This window comes from Mycobacterium sp. E740 (assembly GCF_001672895.1).
Classification (GTDB): Bacteria; Actinomycetota; Actinomycetes; order Mycobacteriales; family Mycobacteriaceae; genus Mycobacterium.
In genome coordinates, this window is the sequence record NZ_LZKP01000002.1 from 1 (window position 1) to 20,180 (window position 20,180).

The 20,180-nt window shown below is 66.3% G+C and carries 15 protein-coding genes and 1 pseudogene; 8 read left to right on the forward strand and 8 right to left on the reverse strand.

Going from position 1 to position 20,180, the window contains the following annotated elements; genetic code table 11:
* Nucleotides 1-154: 154 nt before the first annotated feature.
* Together A5663_RS00060 and A5663_RS00065 are read right to left on the reverse strand one after the other, a co-directional pair.
* Nucleotides 155-727: pseudogene (locus A5663_RS00060) on the reverse strand (NAD(P)-binding protein); the annotation flags it as partial.
* The gene (locus tag A5663_RS00065) at nucleotides 724-972 is read right to left on the reverse strand and encodes a DUF2630 family protein (protein ID WP_068142872.1); all 249 of its coding nucleotides are present in this window, start codon (nucleotides 970-972) and stop codon (nucleotides 724-726) included. The pseudogene A5663_RS00060 and the gene A5663_RS00065, both read right to left, overlap by 4 nt.
* A gap of 22 nt (nucleotides 973-994) precedes the next feature.
* Here A5663_RS00065 and A5663_RS00070 point away from each other — a divergent pair, with 22 nt between their 5' ends.
* Nucleotides 995-1,378 (forward strand): FKBP-type peptidyl-prolyl cis-trans isomerase, encoded by a 384-nt coding sequence (locus A5663_RS00070; protein WP_197503242.1) that lies wholly within the window; start codon nucleotides 995-997, stop codon nucleotides 1,376-1,378.
* Between the two features lie 11 nt (nucleotides 1,379-1,389).
* Here A5663_RS00070 and A5663_RS00075 read toward each other — a convergent pair whose 3' ends face one another.
* From A5663_RS00075 to A5663_RS00100, 6 genes are all read right to left on the reverse strand, one after another.
* A complete protein-coding gene (locus A5663_RS00075) occupies nucleotides 1,390-2,733 on the reverse strand; it encodes a HAMP domain-containing sensor histidine kinase (protein ID WP_068142874.1) in 1,344 nt (447 codons plus the stop codon).
* Nucleotides 2,733-3,434, reverse strand: coding sequence for a two-component system response regulator PrrA (gene prrA, locus A5663_RS00080; protein WP_068142875.1), 702 nt, complete (start codon nucleotides 3,432-3,434; stop codon nucleotides 2,733-2,735). Before prrA ends, A5663_RS00075 begins: the two co-directional genes overlap by 1 nt.
* Nucleotides 3,435-3,655: 221 nt before the next feature.
* Nucleotides 3,656-4,462 (reverse strand): hypothetical protein, encoded by an 807-nt coding sequence (locus tag A5663_RS00085; RefSeq protein ID WP_082973861.1) that lies wholly within the window; start codon nucleotides 4,460-4,462, stop codon nucleotides 3,656-3,658.
* A 103-nt stretch (nucleotides 4,463-4,565) separates the two neighbouring features.
* Nucleotides 4,566-5,054 (reverse strand): hypothetical protein, encoded by a 489-nt coding sequence (locus A5663_RS00090; RefSeq protein ID WP_231976635.1) that lies wholly within the window; start codon nucleotides 5,052-5,054, stop codon nucleotides 4,566-4,568.
* Nucleotides 5,055-5,078: 24 nt separating this feature from the next.
* On the reverse strand, nucleotides 5,079-5,723 hold the full coding sequence (locus A5663_RS00095) for a response regulator transcription factor (protein WP_068142876.1): 645 nt from the start codon (nucleotides 5,721-5,723) through the stop codon (nucleotides 5,079-5,081).
* The gene (locus tag A5663_RS00100; protein ID WP_068142877.1) at nucleotides 5,711-7,018 is read right to left on the reverse strand and encodes a sensor histidine kinase; all 1,308 of its coding nucleotides are present in this window, start codon (nucleotides 7,016-7,018) and stop codon (nucleotides 5,711-5,713) included. Before A5663_RS00100 ends, A5663_RS00095 begins: the two co-directional genes overlap by 13 nt.
* A 202-nt stretch (nucleotides 7,019-7,220) precedes the next feature.
* Between A5663_RS00100 and A5663_RS00105 the strand changes: the two genes are divergently transcribed.
* The 7 genes from A5663_RS00105 to A5663_RS00135 form a co-directional block, all read left to right on the forward strand.
* On the forward strand, nucleotides 7,221-8,006 hold the full coding sequence (locus tag A5663_RS00105) for an alpha/beta fold hydrolase (protein ID WP_068142883.1): 786 nt from the start codon (nucleotides 7,221-7,223) through the stop codon (nucleotides 8,004-8,006).
* Nucleotides 8,007-8,508: 502 nt separating this feature from the next.
* On the forward strand, nucleotides 8,509-8,931 hold the full coding sequence (locus tag A5663_RS00110; protein ID WP_197503243.1) for an MmpS family protein: 423 nt from the start codon (nucleotides 8,509-8,511) through the stop codon (nucleotides 8,929-8,931).
* A complete protein-coding gene (locus A5663_RS00115; protein WP_068142878.1) occupies nucleotides 8,928-11,792 on the forward strand; it encodes an RND family transporter in 2,865 nt (954 codons plus the stop codon). The genes A5663_RS00110 and A5663_RS00115 overlap by 4 nt, the downstream gene beginning before the upstream one ends.
* A 44-nt stretch (nucleotides 11,793-11,836) precedes the next feature.
* Nucleotides 11,837-14,698 carry an RND family transporter gene (locus A5663_RS00120; protein ID WP_068142885.1) on the forward strand — a complete coding sequence of 954 codons (2,862 nt, stop codon included), beginning with the start codon at nucleotides 11,837-11,839 and terminating at the stop codon, nucleotides 14,696-14,698.
* 253 nt (nucleotides 14,699-14,951) lie between these two features.
* On the forward strand, nucleotides 14,952-15,290 hold the full coding sequence (locus A5663_RS00125; protein WP_068142879.1) for a hemophore-related protein: 339 nt from the start codon (nucleotides 14,952-14,954) through the stop codon (nucleotides 15,288-15,290).
* Nucleotides 15,291-15,758: 468 nt separating this feature from the next.
* Nucleotides 15,759-15,989, forward strand: a complete 231-nt coding sequence (locus A5663_RS00130; RefSeq protein ID WP_068142880.1) for an MbtH family protein — start codon at nucleotides 15,759-15,761, stop codon at nucleotides 15,987-15,989.
* Nucleotides 15,990-16,013: 24 nt separating this feature from the next.
* The coding region (locus tag A5663_RS00135) for a non-ribosomal peptide synthetase (protein WP_156744211.1) at nucleotides 16,014-20,180 on the forward strand (4,167 nt) is incomplete at its 3' end.

A 20,180-nucleotide genomic window follows, 5' to 3' on the forward strand; every position in this document is an offset into this window, starting at 1 on the left:
GGCATTCGATCAGGTCGGCCGTCGCCAACGACGTGGTGCGTGGCGTGATCGCCACCGACGCGTTGATCGGCACGTTCGCACCTCTCGACGACCCGTCGCTGACCCAGAACGTCTGCTTTCTGTATCACCTGATCGGCGGCGGGACCGGCGAGTGGAACGTGCCGATCAACGCGTCGGTGGCGATCACGCCACGCACCACGTCGTTGGCGACGGCCGACCTGATCGAATGCCCGATCGGCGCGTCGACCATCGACCGCCACGTGGCGTCGTCGTCCACCAGCTTGCGCGCCGCCTCCCGCGACGGAAGCGGTTGCAGCAGCGTCGGCCACAACCGCTCGGCGAGGCCGCCGCACCGGCGGTAGAAGTCGGCGAACCGAGCCTCGTCGTCGCCCGCGCCGATGGCACCGAACGTCGACGTCGGACCGATCAGCAGTCCGGTGCGGCCGCCGGTCGCCGGGTCCGGCGTGTACGACGAGTACCGGCGGCGCACCAGGCGCACCCGCGCACCGAGGTCGTCGATGATGCGCCGGGGCAGCAGGCTCACCAGATAGGAGTAGCGCGACAGTCGCGCGTCGACCCCGTCGAATGCGTGGGCAGAGACGGCCGCGCCCCCGACGTGGTCCAGCCGCTCCAGCACCCGCACGCGGCGTCCCGCCCTGGCCAGATAAGCCGCCGCGACAAGGCCGTTGTGCCCGCCGCCGACGACGACGGCGTCGTAATACGTCAGTTGAGGTAGCCCTCGACCTCGTCGGGCGGGCGCACCTCCGCCTCCCGGGGGTCACCGCCTGTCTCCCGCAGCGCCCGGCGCTGCCGCAGCAGGTCCCAGCACTGGTCGAGTTGCACCTCGACGGCCTTCAGCCGCTGATGCTCCTCCGACTCGTCGATCTCGCGGTTCTGCAGCTGCGCCCGCAGTTCCTGCTCCTCGGCGACCAGGTTGTTGACTCGATCGAAGATGTCTTGATCTTTCGTCACGTACCCAGTCTGCCCGACTACGGTGAGTGCGGTGACTTCAAGTTCCGGGCAGAAGCCCGAAATCGAATTCCCCGACGGCCCGCCACCCGCCGAGTTGGTGATCACCGATCTGGTCGTCGGCGACGGCGCCGAGGCGGTGCCGGGCGGCAACGTCGAGGTGCACTACGTCGGAGTCGAGTACGACACCGGCGAGGAGTTCGACAGCTCGTGGAACCGCGGTGAGTCGATCGAGTTTCGGCTGCGCGGGCTCATCCAGGGGTGGCAGGACGGAATCCCCGGGATGAAGGTCGGCGGTCGTCGTCAGCTCGTCATCCCGCCCGAGCAGGCCTACGGTCCCGCTGGCGGCGGGCACCGGTTGTCCGGCAAGACGCTGATATTCGTCATCGACCTGCTGGCTACCCGATGATCAGGCGCCACTCACTGATGTCCCGGTAGCCGCAGCAGCAGCCGCGCGCCGCCCAGCGGGCTCTCCTCGAGCGAGGCCGTGCCGCCGTGCAGTTCGGCCTGCTGCGCGACGAGCGCGAGGCCCAGCCCGGAGCCGGAATGCGACGCCGTCGACCCGCGCGAGAAGCGCTCGAACACGATCGAGCGCTCCTCCTCGGGGATGCCGACACCGTCGTCGTCGATCGCGATCTCCACACCCGCGCGCGAGCTGACCGCCGACAGTTGCACGCGCGTCGCGCCGCCGTGCTTCACGGCGTTGGCGATCGCGTTGTCGACCGCCAGCCGCAGCCCGGCGGGCAGACCCACGATGATCACCGTCGGCGCCGGCACCAGCGACACGTCGAGGTCCGGATAGACCCGCATCGCGTCGTGGGCGGCACGGTCCAGCAACTCGGTGATGTCGACGGGCACGTGGTCGTCGGCGGTCGACAGCTCGCCTTGGGCCAGGCGCTCCAGCGCACCGAGCGTCGCCTCGATGCGCGACTGCGTCCGGATGACGTCGTTGACCACCTCCTTGCGCTGCTCCTCAGGCATGTCGAGGGTGGACAGCACTTCCAGGTTGGTGCGCATCGCGGTCAGCGGGGTGCGCAGTTCGTGCGCCGACACCGACGCGAAGTCGCGCGCCGACGCCAGCGCCGCCTTCGTCCGGTCCTGTTCCTTCCAGACGCGCTCGACCAGGCCCTGGACCGCCTCGGCGATCTCGACGGCCTCGGTCGCGCCGCGCACTTCGACGTCGGGCGCCTCGTCGCCGGCCTCGATCTGGCGGGTCTGCTCCGCCAGCCGTTTCAGTGGGCGCACGGCGAATGCGGCCAGCACCCAGCCGAACACTGTCGCCGCGCCGACGGCGAACACGCAGATGACGATCACGCGCCGGTGCAGGTTGTTCGTGTCGGCGATCGTGGCGTCATAGGTGGCGCCGACGGCGACCGACATCGGCCCGGGGTAGTAGGGGATGTCGACCGTGCGGACCCGATAACGGACTCCGTCGACGTAGGTGTCGGCGTAGCCGGGATTCAGCTGCGGCAGGACGACGTCGGAGTTGGACGTCACCTCGGTGCCGTGCCGGACCGTTATGACGGCGTCCTGGCTGTTCGGCGACTTCGGGATCTCGTCGAGCCCGCGGGGGAGGAACGGGATCGCGAAGCCCGCGGCCTCGTCGAGGCGACGGTCGAGTCGCTCCTTGCGGTCGTTGGTGATGCCGACCCACACGACGGTCCCCACGATCACGACGACGATCGCCGCGCCGATCGCGGTGGCCAGCGCCACGCGCGTGCGTAGCGACGGGGTCCGGCGGAAGATCCGCGAAAGCACGCTCACTATTGAGTCCGCAGGACGAATCCCACTCCGCGCACGGTGTGCAGCAGCCGGGGTGCGCCGCCCGCTTCCAGCTTGCGGCGCAGATAACCGATGAAGACGTCGACGACGTTGGTGTCCGCCGCGAAGTCGTAACCCCAGACCAGCTCGAGCAGCTGCGCGCGCGACAACACCGCGGTCTTGTGCTCGGCCAGCACCGCGAGCAGGTCGAACTCGCGCTTGGTCAGGTCGACGTCGACGCCGTTGACCCGGGCCCGCCGACCGGGGATGTCGACCTCGAGCGGGCCGACCTGGATGGTCTCTGAAGAGAATGTCGCCGTCGAACCCCGCCTGCGCAGCAGCGCCTTCACCCGCGCCACCAACTCCTGCAGCACGAACGGCTTGACCAGGTAGTCGTCGGCGCCGGCTTCCAGCCCGGCCACCCGGTCGTCGACCGAACTGCGTGCCGACAGCACACAGACCGGGACGTCGTTGTCCATCGCGCGCAGGGCGGTGACCACGCTGACTCCGTCGAGCACGGGCATGTTGATGTCCAGGACGATCGCGTCGGGCCGGGTTTCGGTGGCACTGCGCAGCGCTTCGGCGCCGTCCACCGCGGTCGACACGTCGAACCCCGACAGGCGCAGCCCCCGCTCGAGAGACGCCAGCACGTCCGGGTCGTCGTCGACCACCAGAACCCGGGGCGAGGGCGTGCCACTGTTCATGTAGCCAATCTTGCCTGAAGGGCAGCCCCAACCGCGGGAAGCGGGGCAGGCGGGGCGGCGCACGGCAGGCATAAATCTTACGGTGATTCACAGGACCGACCGGGCCGTCGAACCGCACGGGAAACGTTTGCCAGAACGCGGCTGAACCTTTGCTGCAGCCGGATTTGCCCGCGCCGGACGCTAACGGCTGTCCGGTCATCGAAAGGTGGGCTAACTGGTGGTCAGCCTATTTCGACAACTTGCACGTCGCCGTTCTTCGAGTGGGCGGTCACCTCGGGTGCGCCCGGGTCGGTGGTCTCCGGTACCGACACCGTAGTGGCGCCATGCGTCATGTCGGTCTCAGCTCGCACTCGATACGGTCCCGGTCCGGGCAACTTGACTGTCACATTGCCGGTGGCGAGCACTTCGGTGGTGCGCGGCGCCGTGTGCAATTGCACTGAGGCACCGCCGGATTCGGTGCTGGCCCGGAACGCTTCGGTGACGGCGATCCCGGTGCTGGTACTGATGTCGCCGGTGCCGACCTCGACGTCGACGACGTGCGCCGAGCCGCCGAGCGTGACCGAGGCGTTGTCGGCCTTCGCGACCAGGCGATCGAGGTCGGCGCCGACGGACAGTGAACCGGCCCGTTGATGGACCGTCACGCTGAGTTCGCGTGCGACGTCGGGCGTCAGCCGGATCGTGAGCTCGGCGCCACTGTTGAACCCCAGAAACCTCGAACCGCTGCCGTCGACCGCGACCCGGGCGCCAGCGTCGCCGGCCTCGACTACCAGCGGAGATGCGCCGGTCCTCGTCACCATGCGCACCTCGACGCGCGACTCGTCGGCAGAGGGGTCGGTGACGACGCGGACCACCGTCGGAGCATCGCGGCTGTCGATCCCCAGGGTTCGCATACCGGCAGGCAGCGTCTGGGCGTCGGTGACGACCCGACTGCCTGCGATCTGGAAGGCGAGGACACCGAGGCCGCCCAAGGCGCCGACACAGGTCAGGGCGGCGATGACGACGAGCACGACGCGCATCGCAATGCGCATAACGCCCGACACTACTGGCGACAGGGCAGCTGCCACACCGGGGGGAGGCGGCAGCTGCCCTGTCGGGTCTTGGGGCGGTGCCGGCAGGCATCGCCGTTGATGGTCACCCGCGCTTGGGCTCCCGCGACTCGATGTGGGCGGCGGCGCGCTTGAGCACCAGCACCGCATCGGCTTTGGTCGTGTGTGCGTCGTCGTTGTACTCACGCAGGCTCGCCCACGGTTGTGCGGTGACGGAGTTGGCCAGCCACAGCACCAGCCGCTCCAACCGGTCGACCTGCGCGTGTACCGCATTGGGATGCATGACCTCCCAATAGCCGGCCGACGTACGCAGCGCCCCTTCGAGGCAGAACTTGCACGGGGTGGCTCCGGCCTGGGTGCGCATCACGTACCCACCCGTGCCGACGTGCTCGGTGCGCACCCGCACCCACTCGCCCGGCGATCCGACAACAGGGTTGACCTGAGCGCCCTCGGCGTCACGGCAGTAGGTGCCCTGGGTCCAACCGTCGTCCGGCTCGATGAGCGCCAACGCGTCCTCGATCACCTCGCGGTCCGTCTTGGCCGTCATACCTGTCGCGGCTTGTGCGATCGTCATGATCTTCAATCCTTCCTATGTGCGTTAAGACTCGAGGTAGCGCAGAACCGCGAGGACACGGCGGTTTTCGGTGTCATCGGGCTCCAGCCCCAACTTGGTGAAGATGGAAGCGATGTGTTTCTCGGCCGAACCGGTCGACATGTGCAGCGTCGACGCGATCGCCGAGTTGGTCCTGCCCTCAGCCATCAGCTGCAGCACCTCGGTTTCCCGGGGGGTGAGCTGATCCAGCGCGCTGCGCCGATGCGAACGGGCCAGGATCTGGGACACGACCTCGGGATCGAGCAGGGTCCCGCCCCCGCCGACGACGGCCACTGCGTCCAGGAACGCCGGCACGTCGGCGACGCGATCCTTGAGCAGGTAGCCGAAGCCGCGGGTGTCTGAGCTGATCAGGTCGGAGGCGTAGCGCTCTTCGACGTAGTGCGACAACACCAGCACGGGCGACTCGGGGTTCTGGCTGCGCAGCAGCGCAGCGGCGCGGATGCCCTCGTCGGTGAACGTCGGCGGCATCCTGACGTCGACGATCACCAGGTCCGGCTTGGTGTCGTTGACCAGGTTCAGCAGGTCGGTGGCGTCAGACACGCCCGCAACCACCTGGTGGCCGGCGTCGGTGAGCAGCCGCTCGATGCCCGCGCGCAACAGCGCCGAGTCCTCTGCGATCACGATGCGCATGGCAGCACCGCCGTGACAGTCGTGGGCCCGTTGGTGGGGCTGGAAACCGTGAAGGTGCCGCGCGCGGCGCGCACCCGCTCGGCCAGGCCACGCAGGCCGGTGGCGAGCGAGCCGTCCGAGATCCGCGCACCGCCGCGGCCGTCGTCGACCACCGAGACGTGCAGCTTGTTCTCGGCCTGGTCGAACCGGACCGTCACCACCGCCCGCGAAGCCTGCGCGTGTTTGGCGGTGTTGGTGAGCGCCTCGGTGACGACGAAGTAGGCGACGGATTCGATCTCGGCCGGGATGCGGTGCGGCAGGTCGATGTCCAGCGTCGTCGGGATGCCGGCGTTCTGGGCGCGCTGCACCACCGCCGAGAGCGCCGCGTCCAGTCCCCGGTCGGAGAGGATGGTCGGCGCGATGCCGCGCACGACGTTACGCAGTTCCACCAGAGCGGTTTTCGCGTCCTGATGGGCCTCGGCAAGCAGGGTTTTCGCTGCGGTCGGGTCGGTGTCGAACTTGGTCTGCGCGAGGCCGATCGTCATGGCCAGCGACACGAGCCGGGGCTGCACGCTGTCGTGCAGGTCGCGTTCGATGCGGTGGCGCTCGGTGTGCGCCGAGGAAACCGCGCCCAGCCGGGCGTCGGCCAACGCGTCCACTTCGTCGCGCAGCGCCGTGGCCGGCGAGGGCGAGAGCAGCCAGAGGTCGATCCTGGCGTCGAGGATGGGCGCGAACACCACGATCGCTGCTGCGGCAACCACTGCGACCACGGCCAGCGGCCATGCCAGCGCCGGCGAGATGAAGGGCAGTGCGGCTGCGTCGCCACGATCCGCTGCCATCGCCGCGGCCGGTGCCAGGATCCCGAACGCCAGCAGGCCGAGTGCGAGAGCGCCGGCGGCCAGGTCGTAGACCATCCGCAGGAAGTGATGGGTGGCGCCCTTCCAGAACCGCGCGCTGTTGAGGTCCAGCCACAACTGGTGCGCCCAGCCCTGAAAACCCTTGTGGCTGGTCATGTTTCGGGCCGACACTGGGATGTGCATGCCGAAGACGGCCTCGCTGCGGACCCGCTCGAGCCACGCCGCGCCGCGCATCAGGTACACGAACGCGATGAGGGCGAGCACAAATCCGATCACCGAGGGGATCATGGCGAGTCCGATGATCGCGATGACGATCGGCACCCACAGCCATGCCACGGCGATCACGGCGCCGGCGATCAGCGACGCGCTGGGCACGACGCCGATGCGGTGAAGCGCAGGTGCGGTCACCGGGTCGGCCGTTACCGGCTTGACCTCGTGAGCAGTGACTGCAGCGACCATGACTTCAACGTACGGAACGCAGGGACGAGGCAACATGCCGTTTCCCGGACAATTCAGGGGGGGTTAACCCCCCCATCGGGCGCCTCGAGCGTTTCCGGCGCAAAGCCGTACGCGAGAGCTTGGACCATCGCGCCGGTGTTGGCAAGGGGCGGCGTCCGCCGAAACCGTCGCGGCAGTGCGGTCGTAGTACCGTCCACCCGTGGTGAACTTGGCTTTCGAAGACCGCGGCGACGGCGATCCGGTGCTGTTCATCGCCGGTCAAGGCGGTGTCGGGCGCACGTGGGATCTCCACCAGGTGCCGGCCTTTCTCCGTGCCGGCTACCGCGTCGTCACGTTCGACAACCGGGGCGTGGGCGCGACGGCGGACGTCGGTGGTTTCACGACGGCGACGATGGTCGCCGACACCGCGGAGCTGATCACGAAACTCGACATCGCCCCTGTTCGGCTGGTAGCGACGTCGATGGGGTCCTACATCGCGCAGGAACTGATGCTGGCCAGGCCCGAGCTGGTCAGCCAGGCGGCGCTGATGGCCACCCGCGGTCGGCACGATCGCGCACGCGAGTTCTTCCGCACCGCCGAAGAGGACCTCGCGGCGGCCGGTCTCGAGCTACCGGCAACCTACGAGGCGAAACTGCGTCTGCTCGAGAACTTTTCACCGAAGACCCTGAACGACGACCGTGCCGTCGCGGACTGGATCGACACGTTCACGATGTGGCCGACGAAGTCCACCCCCGGCTTACGCGCCCAGTACGGCGTCGCACCGCAGACCGATCGGCTGCGCGTTTACCGGGTGATCGCCACTCCGGTGCTGGTCCTGGGGTTCGCCGACGACGTCGTGATGCCCCCGCACCTGGGCGCCGAGGTGGCGAAGGCCCTCCCGAACGGGCGGTACCGGGAGATCGCCGACACCGGTCATCTGGGCTTTCTCGAACGCCCACAAGCCGTGAACTCGGCGATCCTGGACTTCTTCGCCAACGGGCCCCGCTGACGGCAACGACACTAATCCTGTTCTGTGTCAACAGAATTCCCGGCGCAGTCGGCATTGCGCGGGCACTACACCCGACCGGGTACGGGGTGGCGACGGGTGTCACCGATCGTTAATACTTCCGCCCTCCGCGCGCAGAACCCGGGGAGGTAGACTCCTGGACCGCCGCTAGGCGCAAAGCGGCAATCGGGGGATTTGTCGGCCCGGGTTAATTTCGATACCGTGCCTGACACGCGTGATCTGCATTACGATCCCGTATCGCGTTGGAAAAGGGGAGATTGTGGAGGCCAGCGGCATGCTTTACTTCGGCATGATCGGGTTTTGCTCCCCGAGGCGCTGCGTGTTTGCGGTGGCCCCGCATGGCTAGCCCCGGATGCTCGCCGCATCCGAGTCGACGCCGTCTGGCGTGTCACGGCCGACGTGTAGTTGCATGTTCGAGCGGCTGACCTTTCGACCGACAGGCAACGGACATGAAGACGGATAGAGGGGATTCGCGATTTTCAGGGTGCTGAAGCGGGTGTGGATTCCGCTGCTCATAGTCGTGGTGATCGTCGCCGGCGGCTTCACCGTGTCGCGGCTGCGCACGGTCTTCGGTACCGAGAAACGCGCCGCCTATTCGGACACCGAACTCCAGAAGTCAGAACCCTACGACCCCAAGAAGCTGGTGTACGAGGTGTACGGGCCGCCGGGTACGACGGCAGACATCAGTTACTTCGACACCGACGCCGACCCCCAGTTCGCCGAGGCCGTCAGTCTGCCGTGGTCGCAGACCTACGAGCTCACCGGAGCGGCGGTGGTGGGCAACCTGGTCGCGCAGGGCAACGCCGACAACATCGGTTGCCGCATCATCGTCGACGGCGTGGTCAAAGCGGAGAGGACCGGTGAGGGCGTGAACGCGTTTACCTACTGCCTGCTGAAGGCCGCATGATCACCAACCAGACGCAACGAAAACCGCCATTCGTCGCAAAACTGATCTACCGGCTGTCGCCGGCCATCATCCTCGGATGGCTGGCGATCGCGGTCATTCTGAGCACCGCGGTCCCCTCGCTGGAACAGGTTGAGCGCGAACACGCGATAGCGCTCACCCCCGATGACGCGCCGTCGTTCAAGGCGACCCAGCGGATGGGTGAGCTCTTTAAAGAGTCGGATTCCGACAGCGTGATCATGATCGTCCTCGAGGGCGACCAGCCTCTCGGCGACTCCGCGCACGCGTACTACAACGACATCATTCGGCAGCTCAAGGCCGACACCCAGCACGTCGAGCACATCCAGGACTTTTGGGGCGATCCCCTCACGGCGAACGCCGCGCAGAGCGGCGACGGCAAGGCCGCCTATGTGCAGGTGAACCTCAAGGGCAACCTCGGCCAGGCATCCTCCAACGAATCCGTGGACGCCGTCCGCAAGATCATGGACCAGACGCCGCCGCCGGCGGGCGTGCGGTCCTATGTCACCGGACCGGCGGCGTTCGTCGCGGATCTGGGTTCCAGTGGCAACCGGACCGTCATCGTGGTCACGGTGCTGAGCATCGCGGTGATCTTCACGATGCTGCTCCTGGTCTACCGTTCCATCATCACCGTGCTCGTCTCCCTGGTGATGGTCTTCGTGCAGTTGCAGGTCACGCGCGGATTCGTCGCGTTCCTCGGTGACCAGGAGATCGTCACTCTCACCACGTACGTCATCAACCTGCTGGTCTCTCTGGTCATAGCGGCCGGAACCGACTACGGCATCTTCTTCTTCGGGCGATATCACGAGGCGCGGCTGGCCGGCGAGGACAAGCTGACCGCCTTCTACACCACCTACCGAAGTGTGGCCAAGGTGGTGCTGGCGTCCGGATTGACGATCGCGGGCGCGGTCTTCTGTCTCAGCTTCGCCCGGCTGCCCTACTTCCAGCCGCTCGGCATCCCCGGCGCGGCGGGCATCCTGGTGGCGGTCGCGGTCGCCCTGACGCTGGTCCCGGCCGTGGTCGTGGCGGGTGCCCGGATCGGACTGTTCGAGCCCAAGCAGAAGGTCATCGCCCGGCGTTGGCGGCGGGTGGGTACCGCGGTGGTCCGATGGCCCGCGCCGATCCTGCTCGCGACGATGGCGCTCGCGCTCATCGGACTGCTGGCCCTGCCGGGGTACCGGCCCAGCTACAACGACCAGGACACCATTCCCAAGGAAATCCCCTCATATCAGGGATACGAGGCCGCCAAGCGTCATTTCCCGCCGGCACTCATGATGGCGCCCGACATCCTGTTGATCGAGGCCGATCACGATATGCGTAATTCGGCGGACTTCCTGGTGTTGAACAAACTCGCGAAGAGCGTCCTCGCAGTTCCGGGAATCGCCCGGGTGCAGGCGCCCACTCGGCCCGCGGGCGAGCCGCTGGAACACACGACCATCCCGTTCATCATCAGTATGGGTCAGGCCAGCCAGCTGCAGAATCTGCCGTTTCAGAAAGACCGCATGGAAGACATGCTGAAACAGGCCGACGAGATGACTCAGACCATCGCGCTGATGAACCGCATGATGGGTTTGATGAAAGAGCTTTATGCGACCACCCATGCCATGACGCAGACCACGCATGAACTCGAAGACATCACGGGTGAATTGCGTGACCACATCGCGGATTTCGACGATTTCTTTAGGCCGATCCGCAATTACCTGTACTGGGAACCGCACTGCTTCAACATCCCGCTCTGCTGGTCGATCAGATCTATCTTCGACGTCATCGACGGAGTCGACAGGATCACCGTCAAGATGCGTGACCTGGTCAACAACCTCGATCAGCTGGACCTGATCATGCCGCAGCTGCTGGCCCAGTTCCCGCCGATGATCGCGACCATGGAAAGCACCCGGACCATTATGCTGACGATGCACAGCACCATGTCCGGAATGCTCGGCCAAATGGACGAGGGCGGCGAGAATTCGACGGCCATGGGCAAGGCTTTCGACGCCGCGAAGAACGACGACTCGTTCTATCTCCCACCCGACGCTTTCAAGAACAAGGATTTCAAGAAAGTGCTCGACGTCTTCATGTCGGAGGACGGCAAGGCGGCGCGAATGCTCATTTCGCACCGTGATGATCCGCTGACGCCCGAGGGCATAGCGCGGGTGGAGCCGATCAAGACCGCAGCCGAGGAGGCCCTGAAGGGCACTCCGCTGGAGAACGCGAAGATCTCTCTCGGGGGATCGGCGGCAATGGCGAAGGATCTGGTCGAGGGCTCCACCTACGACTTGTTGATCGCGGGCGTCTCAGCGCTCTGTCTGATCTTCACGATCATGCTGATAATGACGCGAAGCTTTGTCGCCGCTCTCGTCATCGTCGGTACGGTGGCGGTTTCGCTGGGCACCAGCTTCGGGCTGTCTGTGCTCATCTGGCAGCACATCCTCGGCATCCAGATCCATTGGGTGGTGCTGGCCATGTCGGTCATCGTGCTGTTGGCAGTCGGTTCCGACTACAACCTGCTGCTCGTCGCACGAATGAAAGAGGAACTGGGCGCCGGGATAAACACGGGCATCATTCGCGCGATGGCCGGCACCGGCAAGGTGGTGACCGCTGCGGGTCTCGTCTTCGCGGCCACCATGTTCGCGATGTTGGCCAGCGACCTGCGCACCCTCGGGCAGGTGGGTTCGACCATCGGGTTGGGTCTGGTGTTCGACACGCTGATCGTGCGCGCGTTCATGACGCCGTCGATCGCGGCGCTGCTGGGACGCTGGTTCTGGTGGCCGCAACGCGTACACCCCCGGCCCCACAAGTTCGGCAACCGGCCGCTGGTGCGATCGCTGTTCACAAACGGGGAGCACTAGGGCCACGTGACCAATGACCCGACCTCGTGGCGGCTGAAGACCGCATGACCGACCTCCAGGTGAGAGAGAAACCGCCGTTCATCGCGCGTGCGGTCTACCGGCTGGCAGTGCCGATCATCATCGTGTGGGTGGCCGCCACCGCGTACCTGTTCTTCGGCGTGCCCTCGCTGGAACACGTCGGCAAGGAACGCTCCGTCTCCCAGGTGCCCGAGGATGCGCCGTCGTACCTGGCGATGCGGCACATGGGTCAGGTGTTCAAGGAATCCGACTCCGACAGCTTCGCGATGGTCGTGCTGGAAGGTGAGCAACCGCTCGGGCCCGACGCGCACGCGTATTACGACGAGCTGATCCGCAAGCTGCAGGCCGACACCAAGCACGTCAACCACATCCAGGACTTCTGGGGGGACCCACTCACCGCACCGGGCGCGGAGAGCAGCGACGGCAAGGCCGCCTACGTCCAGGTGAACCTCGCCGGCGACCAAGGCGAAGCGCTGGCGAACGAGAGCGTCCGGTCCGTCCGCGACATCGTGTCGCAGACGCAGGCGCCCCCGGGCGTCACGGCTTATGTCACGGGGCCCGCGCCGCTGATGGCGGACATGAACAAGGCGGGCGACGACTCGATCCTGAAGATCACGATCGTGACCGTCGTGGTGATCGTGACGATGTTGCTCTTCGTCTATCGCTCGCTGGTCACCGTCATCGCCCTGCTCCTCATGGTCGGGATCCAGGTGCAGGTGGCCCGCGGCGTCGTGGCGCTGCTCGCCGACCACGGGTTGATCGGACTATCCACGTTCGCCGTCAACCTGCTGGTATCGCTGGGCATCGCGGCGGGAACGGACTACGGGATCTTCTTCTTCGGGCGCTATCACGAGGCGCGTCAAGCCGGCGAGGATCTCCAGACCGCGTTCTACACCACCTATCGCAGCGTGACCAAGGTGGTGCTCGGGTCGGGGCTGACCATCGCCGGTGCGATCGCCTGCCTCACCTTCACCCGACTGCCCTACTTCCACTCCTTGGGCATTCCCGGCTCGATCGGCATGCTCATGGTCGTCGCGGTGGCCGGCACGCTGGTACCGGCCGGCATCGCCGTCGGCGGCCGGTTCGGGCTGTTCGAGCCGAAGCGCAAGATCGCGATGCGCAGATGGCGACGGCTCGGTACCGCGATCGTCCGCTGGCCGGCGCCCATCCTCGCCGCGACGATCGCGCTGTCCCTCATCGGTCTGTTGGCGCTGCCCGGATATCGGACCAGCTTCAACGACCGGATGTACGTGCCGCAGGACATCTCCGCCAACGTGGGGTATTCGGCCGCGGAGCGCCACTTCCCGCAGTCGCGGATGATGCCTGAGATCCTGATGGTCGAAACGGATCACGACCTGCGCAACCCGACCGACTTCCTGGTGCTGCACAAACTGGCCAAGGCGATTTTCGCCATCCCGGGAATCTCGAGGGTGCAGGGCATCACCCGACCCGAGGGCACTCCGATCGAACGGACCTCCATACCGTTCCTGTTGAGCATGCAGAGCGCGAGCCAGAAGCAGTTCCTGCCGTTCCAGCAGAACCGGATAAACGACATGCTGCAACAGGCCGACCGGATGACGACGCTGATCGGCCTCATGCAGAAAAACATGGAGATCTCGCTGAAGCTGTACCAGACCACGCACAACATGGTCGGCATCACCCACGAGCTGGAAGGCACCGTGAACGAGATGCGCGACTCCGTCGCGGATTTCGACGACTTCTTCCGGCCGATCCGCAACTACTTCTACTGGGAGCCGCACTGCTTCAACATCCCGGTGTGCTGGGCGATCAGGTCGATATTCGAGTCCCTTGACGGCGTCGACCGGATCAGCGTCAAGATGCGCGAGCTCACCACGAACCTCGACAAGCTGGACGTGCTCATGCCCCAGCTGCTGGCCGTGCTTCCCCAGATGATCGAGATCATGAAGAACATGCGGACGATGATGCTGACCATGCACAGCACCATGTCCGGAACCATGGCGATGATGCAGGAGATGAGCGTCGACGCCACGGCAATGGGCAAGGCGTTCGACGCTGCCAAGAACGACGACTCGTTCTATCTTCCGCCCGAGGTCTTCGACAACGAGGACTTCAAGCGCGCGATGAAACTGTTCATCTCCCCTGACGGCCACGCAATGCGGTTGATGATCTCGCATCGGGGCGAGCCGGGGGCGCCGGAAGCGATGTCGCGCGTCGAGCAGATAAAGACGACGGCTGAAGAAGCTCTCAAGACCACTCCGCTCAAGGACGCCAAGATCTATCTCGGCGGCACCGCGGCGACGTACAAGGACATGCAGGAGGGCTCCACATTCGATCTCCTGGTCGCAGGGGTCGCTGCGCTGTGTCTGATCTTCATCATCATGCTGATCATCACCCGCAGCTTCGTCGCCGCCCTGGTCATCGTCGGCACCGTCGCGCTGTCGCTCGGCGCCTCCTTCGGGCTCTCGGTGCTGATCTGGCAGCACATACTCGGTATCGAGCTGCACTGGCTGGTGCTCGCGATGTCGGTGATCATCCTGTTGGCGGTCGGCTCCGACTACAACCTGCTGCTGGTATCCCGAATGAAAGAGGAGTTGGGCGGCGGCATCAACACGGGCATCATCCGCGCGATGGGCGGCACCGGCCGGGTCGTGACGGCCGCCGGCCTGGTGTTCGCCTTCACAATGACGTCGATGGTGGTCAGTGACCTGCGCATCATCGGCCAAGTGGGTTCGACGATCGGCCTGGGGCTGTTGTTCGACACGTTGGTGGTGCGCGCGTTCATGACTCCGTCGATCGCCGCCCTGCTGGGACGGTGGTTCTGGTGGCCGCAGAACGTCCACCCGCGTCCCGAGAGCATGAGACACCGCCTCGACATCACGCAGCCCATCCCCATCGCCAAGCAGTAGGGAAAGGCCCTCGCCAGAAGTGCGATGAAGCGGGTCAGCCAGCTGGTATCGTCGCCGCAGCGGCGCGCGTGTGACGCTGCTGGGAGTTGAAATCGGGAGCTGACCGCAGTGTCGGGGTTCGGCTCGCGGGCATCGCGTCGGGGGCCGAGGATGCCGCTGCAAGAGTTTGAGCCGGGCAACCAGAGGCAATGAAACGTTCCGGGACAGACGAACGATGAAACTGAACGTAATAGTCAGTGGGAGGAGTACACACATGATCAAACTGTCGTTGTCCAGACTCGGCGTTGTGCTTGGTGGCCTGGGATTGTCGTTGGCCGCCGGGGCCGGGATCTCGTCGGCAGCCCCTGATCTCGGACCGGCCGTGAACACCACCTGCACCTACCCGCAGTTGATGTCCGCGCTGAACGCAGCCGACCCTGCTGCTGCATCGGTGTTCGAAGCCTCGCCGGGAATGAAGGCCGGTCTGCAGCAGTTCCTTGCAGCCCCGCCCCCTCAGCGCCAGATGATGGCTCAGGCCATCGCGAACGATCCGGCGAACCAGCCGTACATCGGTCTTTACCAGCAGGTCTTCAACACCTGTAACAACTTCTGATCATCGACTGATCAGCTCAGACGCGCTTCTGCAGGCCCCGGTCCCCAAGGCCCGGGTTCCTGCAGAAGCGTTCGTCTGATCGGCGCTGGACCCTCTGATCGACGGCGGCCGGACCGGCCGCTCGCCTCTACTTCTCCATTTGCTCAGCGTTCCAGCACTTTTCGCGCGCAGCGCCCCACCGACCGGCGACCCGCGCGAGACTGCCCGGCGGTGGCTGGTAGCGGGGCTACCAGGTTTGCTCGCGCCCGCCGCCCAAGATGCCCGCAACGTCCCGTGCGCGCCACCGCTCAGGCGTTCGCCGGAGGCGGTGCCACCCCCTGAACACGCGCTTGTGCAGTATTTGCTGGGCCGCCCTTCGACTTGGCCGGGATTCCCCTGACAACTTTGCCGAAACGCCTGAACGGGACTGCCTGTCTCAGTATGGTTTGTTGCGGTCCCAACCAAGTTGAGTAAGCGGTCAGGAGAAGTGTGAGCATCAATCCATTCGACGACGACAACGGAACCTTTTTCGTCTTGGTCAACGACGAGGAGCAGCACAGCCTGTGGCCGACTTTCGCCGACGTTCCGGCCGGCTGGCGGGTGGTTTACGGGGAAGCGGACCGCGCCGCCTGTCTGGACTACATCGAGCAGAACTGGCCTGACATCCGGCCGAGGAGTCTGAGGGAGAGGCTGGCGGAGGCCGGGGCTGCTAACAACTGAACCGTCTGACTTTTGGGGGGTCTGATGGAACGCGATAACGGAGCACTGGAGCTGAAACGGGGGGGAGAGCACACGGAGGTTGACGAGCGGGCGCTCCCGCTGACGCGCGGACAGCTCGACATATGGCTTGCGCAGCAAATGGGCCAGCTCGGCACCGAGTGGCATGTCGGCCTGTTCGTCAAAATCGCCGGTCCGATAGAACGTGATCCGCTCGAATACGCAATCCGCCGGGTGGTGCGTGAAGCCGAACCGGGCCGGGCCTCGTTCTTCGAGGCGGACGGCCAGGTGTTCCAGAAGGCAGTCGATTATCCCAACGTCACGCTGCCTTTTCACGACCTGATCGGGACGTCCGATCCCGTACGCGAAGCGTATGAGATGGCGTTGTCGATTCAGCACACCCCGATGCCGTTCACGGGCCCCCTGTTTCGGTTCGCCCTGTTCCGCACGCGGCCCGACGAGTTCTATCTGTTCGCGACCTGCCACCACATCGTCGCCGACGGGTCCGGACTGGTGCTGGTCGGGCATCGGGTCGCGTCCGTCTACTCGGCCATTGTTTCCGGCGTGCCGATTCCACCCCCCGTCTTCGGTTCGTTACGGGATTTGGTCGATTGCGAATTGGAGTACGAAGCTTCCGCCGAATACCTGGAAGATCAGACCTATTGGACGGAGAACATTCCGGCGGAGAGCGGCAGCAATTATCGGTTGCCACAGGCCGCAAAAGAGTCCGATCCGCAGGGTTTTTCTTCGCCCTTCCCATTGGACCCGGTTCTGCTGCGCCGGGTCGACGAAGTAGCCGACCGCTGGAATTTGCCCCGCTCGTCCGTCGTCACCGCGGCGTGCGCGCTGCTCGTCGGCGGTTGGAGCTCCGAGACTTCGGAGGTCGTACTCGACTTCCCGGTCAACAGGCGAGTCCATCCCGAGTTGAAGACGCTGCCCGGAATGGTTGCCGGCGTCGTGCCGCTGGTGCTGAGCGTCTCCCCGCACTCCACCGTCGCCGACTTCTGTCAGCACGTCGACACTCGCATTCGAGAAGCGTTGCAGCATCAGCGTTTTCCCGTGCGCGCCCTCGAGCGCAAAACCCGCACGAGCAACCCGTTCCAGGCCGCCGATCGGGTGACGGTCAACTTCCTGCCGTCGATCTTCAAGCTGACCTTCGGTGGTGTCGCCGCGTCTGCGTCGTTCACCAACCCAGGCCTTGCCGGCGAAGGCTTCGGTTTGCTCTTCCTCAGCGAGGGGGACCAACTTTCGCTCGGGGTGTCAGGCGCCGGACAACCGTTCTCGAGTTTCGAGGTCGCCGACCTGGCCGGCCGCTTGCAGCACGTGCTGACCGCGATGACGACGGATCCCAGCCGGCGGCTGTCCACCATCGAGCTGCTCGCCGCCGGCGAACGAGCCGTGCTGGACGCGTGGGGCAACCAGGCGCTGTTGACGCAGCCGGCACCGTCGCCGGTGTCCGTCCCGGTCGTGTTCGCCCAGCAGGTCGCGCAAGCTCCCGAGGCGGTGGCCATCCGCTGCGAGGGACGTACCTGGACCTATCGCGAGCTCGATGAAGCGTCCAACCGGATAGCGCATCTGCTGCTCGCCCGTGGCGCCGGCCCGGGCCGGTGCGTCGCGTTGATGTTCTCCCGGTCGGCCGAGGCGATCGTCTCGATCATGGCGGTGCTCAAGACGGGCGCCGCCTACCTGCCGATCGATCCCGCGCATCCGGCTTCGCGGATCGAGTTCATGGTCGCCGATGCAGCGCCGATGGTGGCGATCACCACCGCGGCGGCCGCCGACCGGCTCGCCGGGTGCGACCTTCCGGTGATCGACATCGCAGATGCCGTCGCCGCCGACTATCCGCACACCGAGATACCGGCCCCGGCCGCGAACGACCTCGCCTACATCATCTACACCTCCGGAACCACCGGGACGCCCAAAGGCGTTGCGATCACCCACTCCAACGTCACCGAGATCATCGGATCGCTCGATCCGGCGCTGGTCGGCCCGGGGCAGGTGTGGTCGCAGTGGCATTCCTACGCCTTCGACATCTCGGGCTGGGAGATCTTCAGCGCCCTGCTGCACGGCGGGCGGCTGGTGGTGGTGCCCGAGCTGGTCGGCAACTCCGCCGAAGAGTTCCACGCCCTGCTGCTGGCCGAGAACGTCACTGTCCTGTGCCAGACGCCTTCGGCCGTCGGAATGCTGTCGCCCGAACGGCTGCCCGGGGTGTCCCTGCTGGTGGGCGGTGAGGCCTGCCCCACCGAGATCATGGACCGGTGGGCGCCCGGGCGCGTGATGATCAACGAATACGGTCCGACCGAGGCCACGATGTGGGTGGCCCTGAGCAGGCCGCTCAGCGCGGGTGCCGACCTGATGCCGATCAGCCCGCCCCTGCCGAAAGCCGCCTTCTTCGTGCTGAACCGGTGGTTGCACCCGGTGCCGGCCGGGGTCATCGGTGAGCTGTACCTGGCGGGTCCGCAGTTGGCCAGCGGCTACGTGCGACGGGCCGGCCTGACCGCATCGCGGTTCGTGGCATGTCCGTTCGGCGGGTCCGGCGAGCGGATGTACCGCACTGGCGACCTGGTGAGCTGGAGCGCTGACGGGGAGCTGCGGTATCTGGGACGCGCCGACGAGCAGATCAAGATCCGTGGGTACCGCATCGAGCTGGGCGAGATCCAGACCGCCCTGGGCGGTCTGAGCGGCGTCGAGCAGGCGGTCGTGATCGTTCGGGAGGACCGGCCCGGCGACAAGCGTCTGGTCGGCTACGTCACCGGGTCAGCGGACCCGGTCGAGCTGCGCGCCGCGCTGTCCGAGCGCCTTCCGGCGTATATGGTCCCGGCCGCGGTCGTGGTGATCGACGCGCTGCCGCTGACCGTCAACGGCAAACTCGACAAACGCGCGCTGCCCGCGCCGGAATACCAGCACGCCGAGCGCTACCGTGCCCCGGCCACGGTGACCGAGGAGATCCTCGCCGGCATCTTCGCCCAGGTGCTCGGCGTGGAGCTGGTCGGGGTGGACGACTCGTTCTTCGACCTGGGTGGCGACTCGCTGCTGGCGATGCGGGTGATCGCCGCGATCAACACCAGCCTCGATGCCGGCCTTTCGGTGCGCACCCTGTTCGAGGCACCGACGGTGGCCCAGTTGGCGCCTCACATCGGTGGCGACGCGGACAGGCGCAAGCCGCTGGTGGCGGCAGAGCGCCCTGCGGTGGTGCCGTTGTCCTTCGCCCAGAACCGGTTGTGGTTCCTCAACGAGTTCGAGGGCGGCATTGCGACCTACAACATCCCGACCGCGTTCCGGATCAGCGGCAGGCTCGATGTCGAGGCGCTGGCGTCTGCGCTCGACGACGTCATCGCGCGTCACGAGTCGCTGCGCACCGTCTTCCCCGACATCGACGGCGTGCCGTACCAGAGCGTGTTGCCCGCCCGCCCGGGCATGTGGCGGTGCGGCGCGGCGGTGGTGCCGGTGCGCGAACAGGACGTGCCCGGCGAGTTGGCCACGCTGGGGCGGTACCGGTTCGATCTGGCCTCGGAAGTTCCGATCCGCGCCCAGATCTTCTCGGTCGGCCCCGAACAGCATGTGGTGGGAATCGTGGTGCACCACATCGCATTCGACGGCTGGTCGTTGGCGCCGATGGTCCGCGACGTGGGCGAGGCGTACAGCGCACGGGCGCAGGGCCACGCGCCGGAGTGGGCGCCGTTGGCCGTCCAGTACGTGGATTACACGCTGTGGCAACAGGATTGGCTGGGGTCGCAGACCGATCCGGACAGCGTGATCTCTGCGCAGCTGCAGTACTGGCGGCACGAGTTGGCTGATCTACCGGAGGTGGTGACGCTGCCGCCGGATCGTGCCCGGCCGCCGGTCGCCAGCTACCGCGGCGACGAGGTGGAGCTGCGCGTCGACCCGCAGGCGTGGGCCGGGGTCAAGCAGCTGGCCGCGGCGCACAACGCCACGGTGTCGATGGTGCTGCAGGCGGTCATGACGCTGGTGCTGCACCGGGCCGGGGCCGGCGAGGACGTGGCCATGGGAACGCCGATCGCCGGCCGCTCGGATCAGGCGCTCGACGATCTGGTCGGGTTCTTCGTCAACACCTGGGTGCTGCGCGTCGGCGTCAACTCCGCCCGCCGGTTCAGCGACGTCCTCGCCGAGGTGAAGCAGAAGGCGCTCGACGCCTACAGCAACCAGGACGTTCCGTTCGAATTGCTGGTCGAA

Bases quoted from the DNA above. Each gene is read 5' to 3' on its own strand.
- A5663_RS00125 (WP_068142879.1), top strand. From the start codon at position 14,952: ATGATCAAACTGTCGTTGTCCAGACTCGGCGTTGTGCTTGGTGGCCTG.
- A5663_RS00120 (WP_068142885.1), top strand. From the start codon at position 11,837: ATGACCGACCTCCAGGTGAGAGAGAAACCGCCGTTCATCGCGCGTGCG.
- A5663_RS00115 (WP_068142878.1), top strand. From the start codon at position 8,928: ATGATCACCAACCAGACGCAACGAAAACCGCCATTCGTCGCAAAACTG.
- A5663_RS00090 (WP_231976635.1), bottom strand. From the start codon at position 5,054: ATGACGATCGCACAAGCCGCGACAGGTATGACGGCCAAGACGGACCGC.
- A5663_RS00085 (WP_082973861.1), bottom strand. From the start codon at position 4,462: ATGCGCATTGCGATGCGCGTCGTGCTCGTCGTCATCGCCGCCCTGACC.
- prrA (WP_068142875.1), bottom strand. From the start codon at position 3,434: ATGAACAGTGGCACGCCCTCGCCCCGGGTTCTGGTGGTCGACGACGAC.
- A5663_RS00100 (WP_068142877.1), bottom strand. From the start codon at position 7,018: ATGGTCGCTGCAGTCACTGCTCACGAGGTCAAGCCGGTAACGGCCGAC.
- A5663_RS00095 (WP_068142876.1), bottom strand. From the start codon at position 5,723: ATGCGCATCGTGATCGCAGAGGACTCGGCGCTGTTGCGCGCGGGCATC.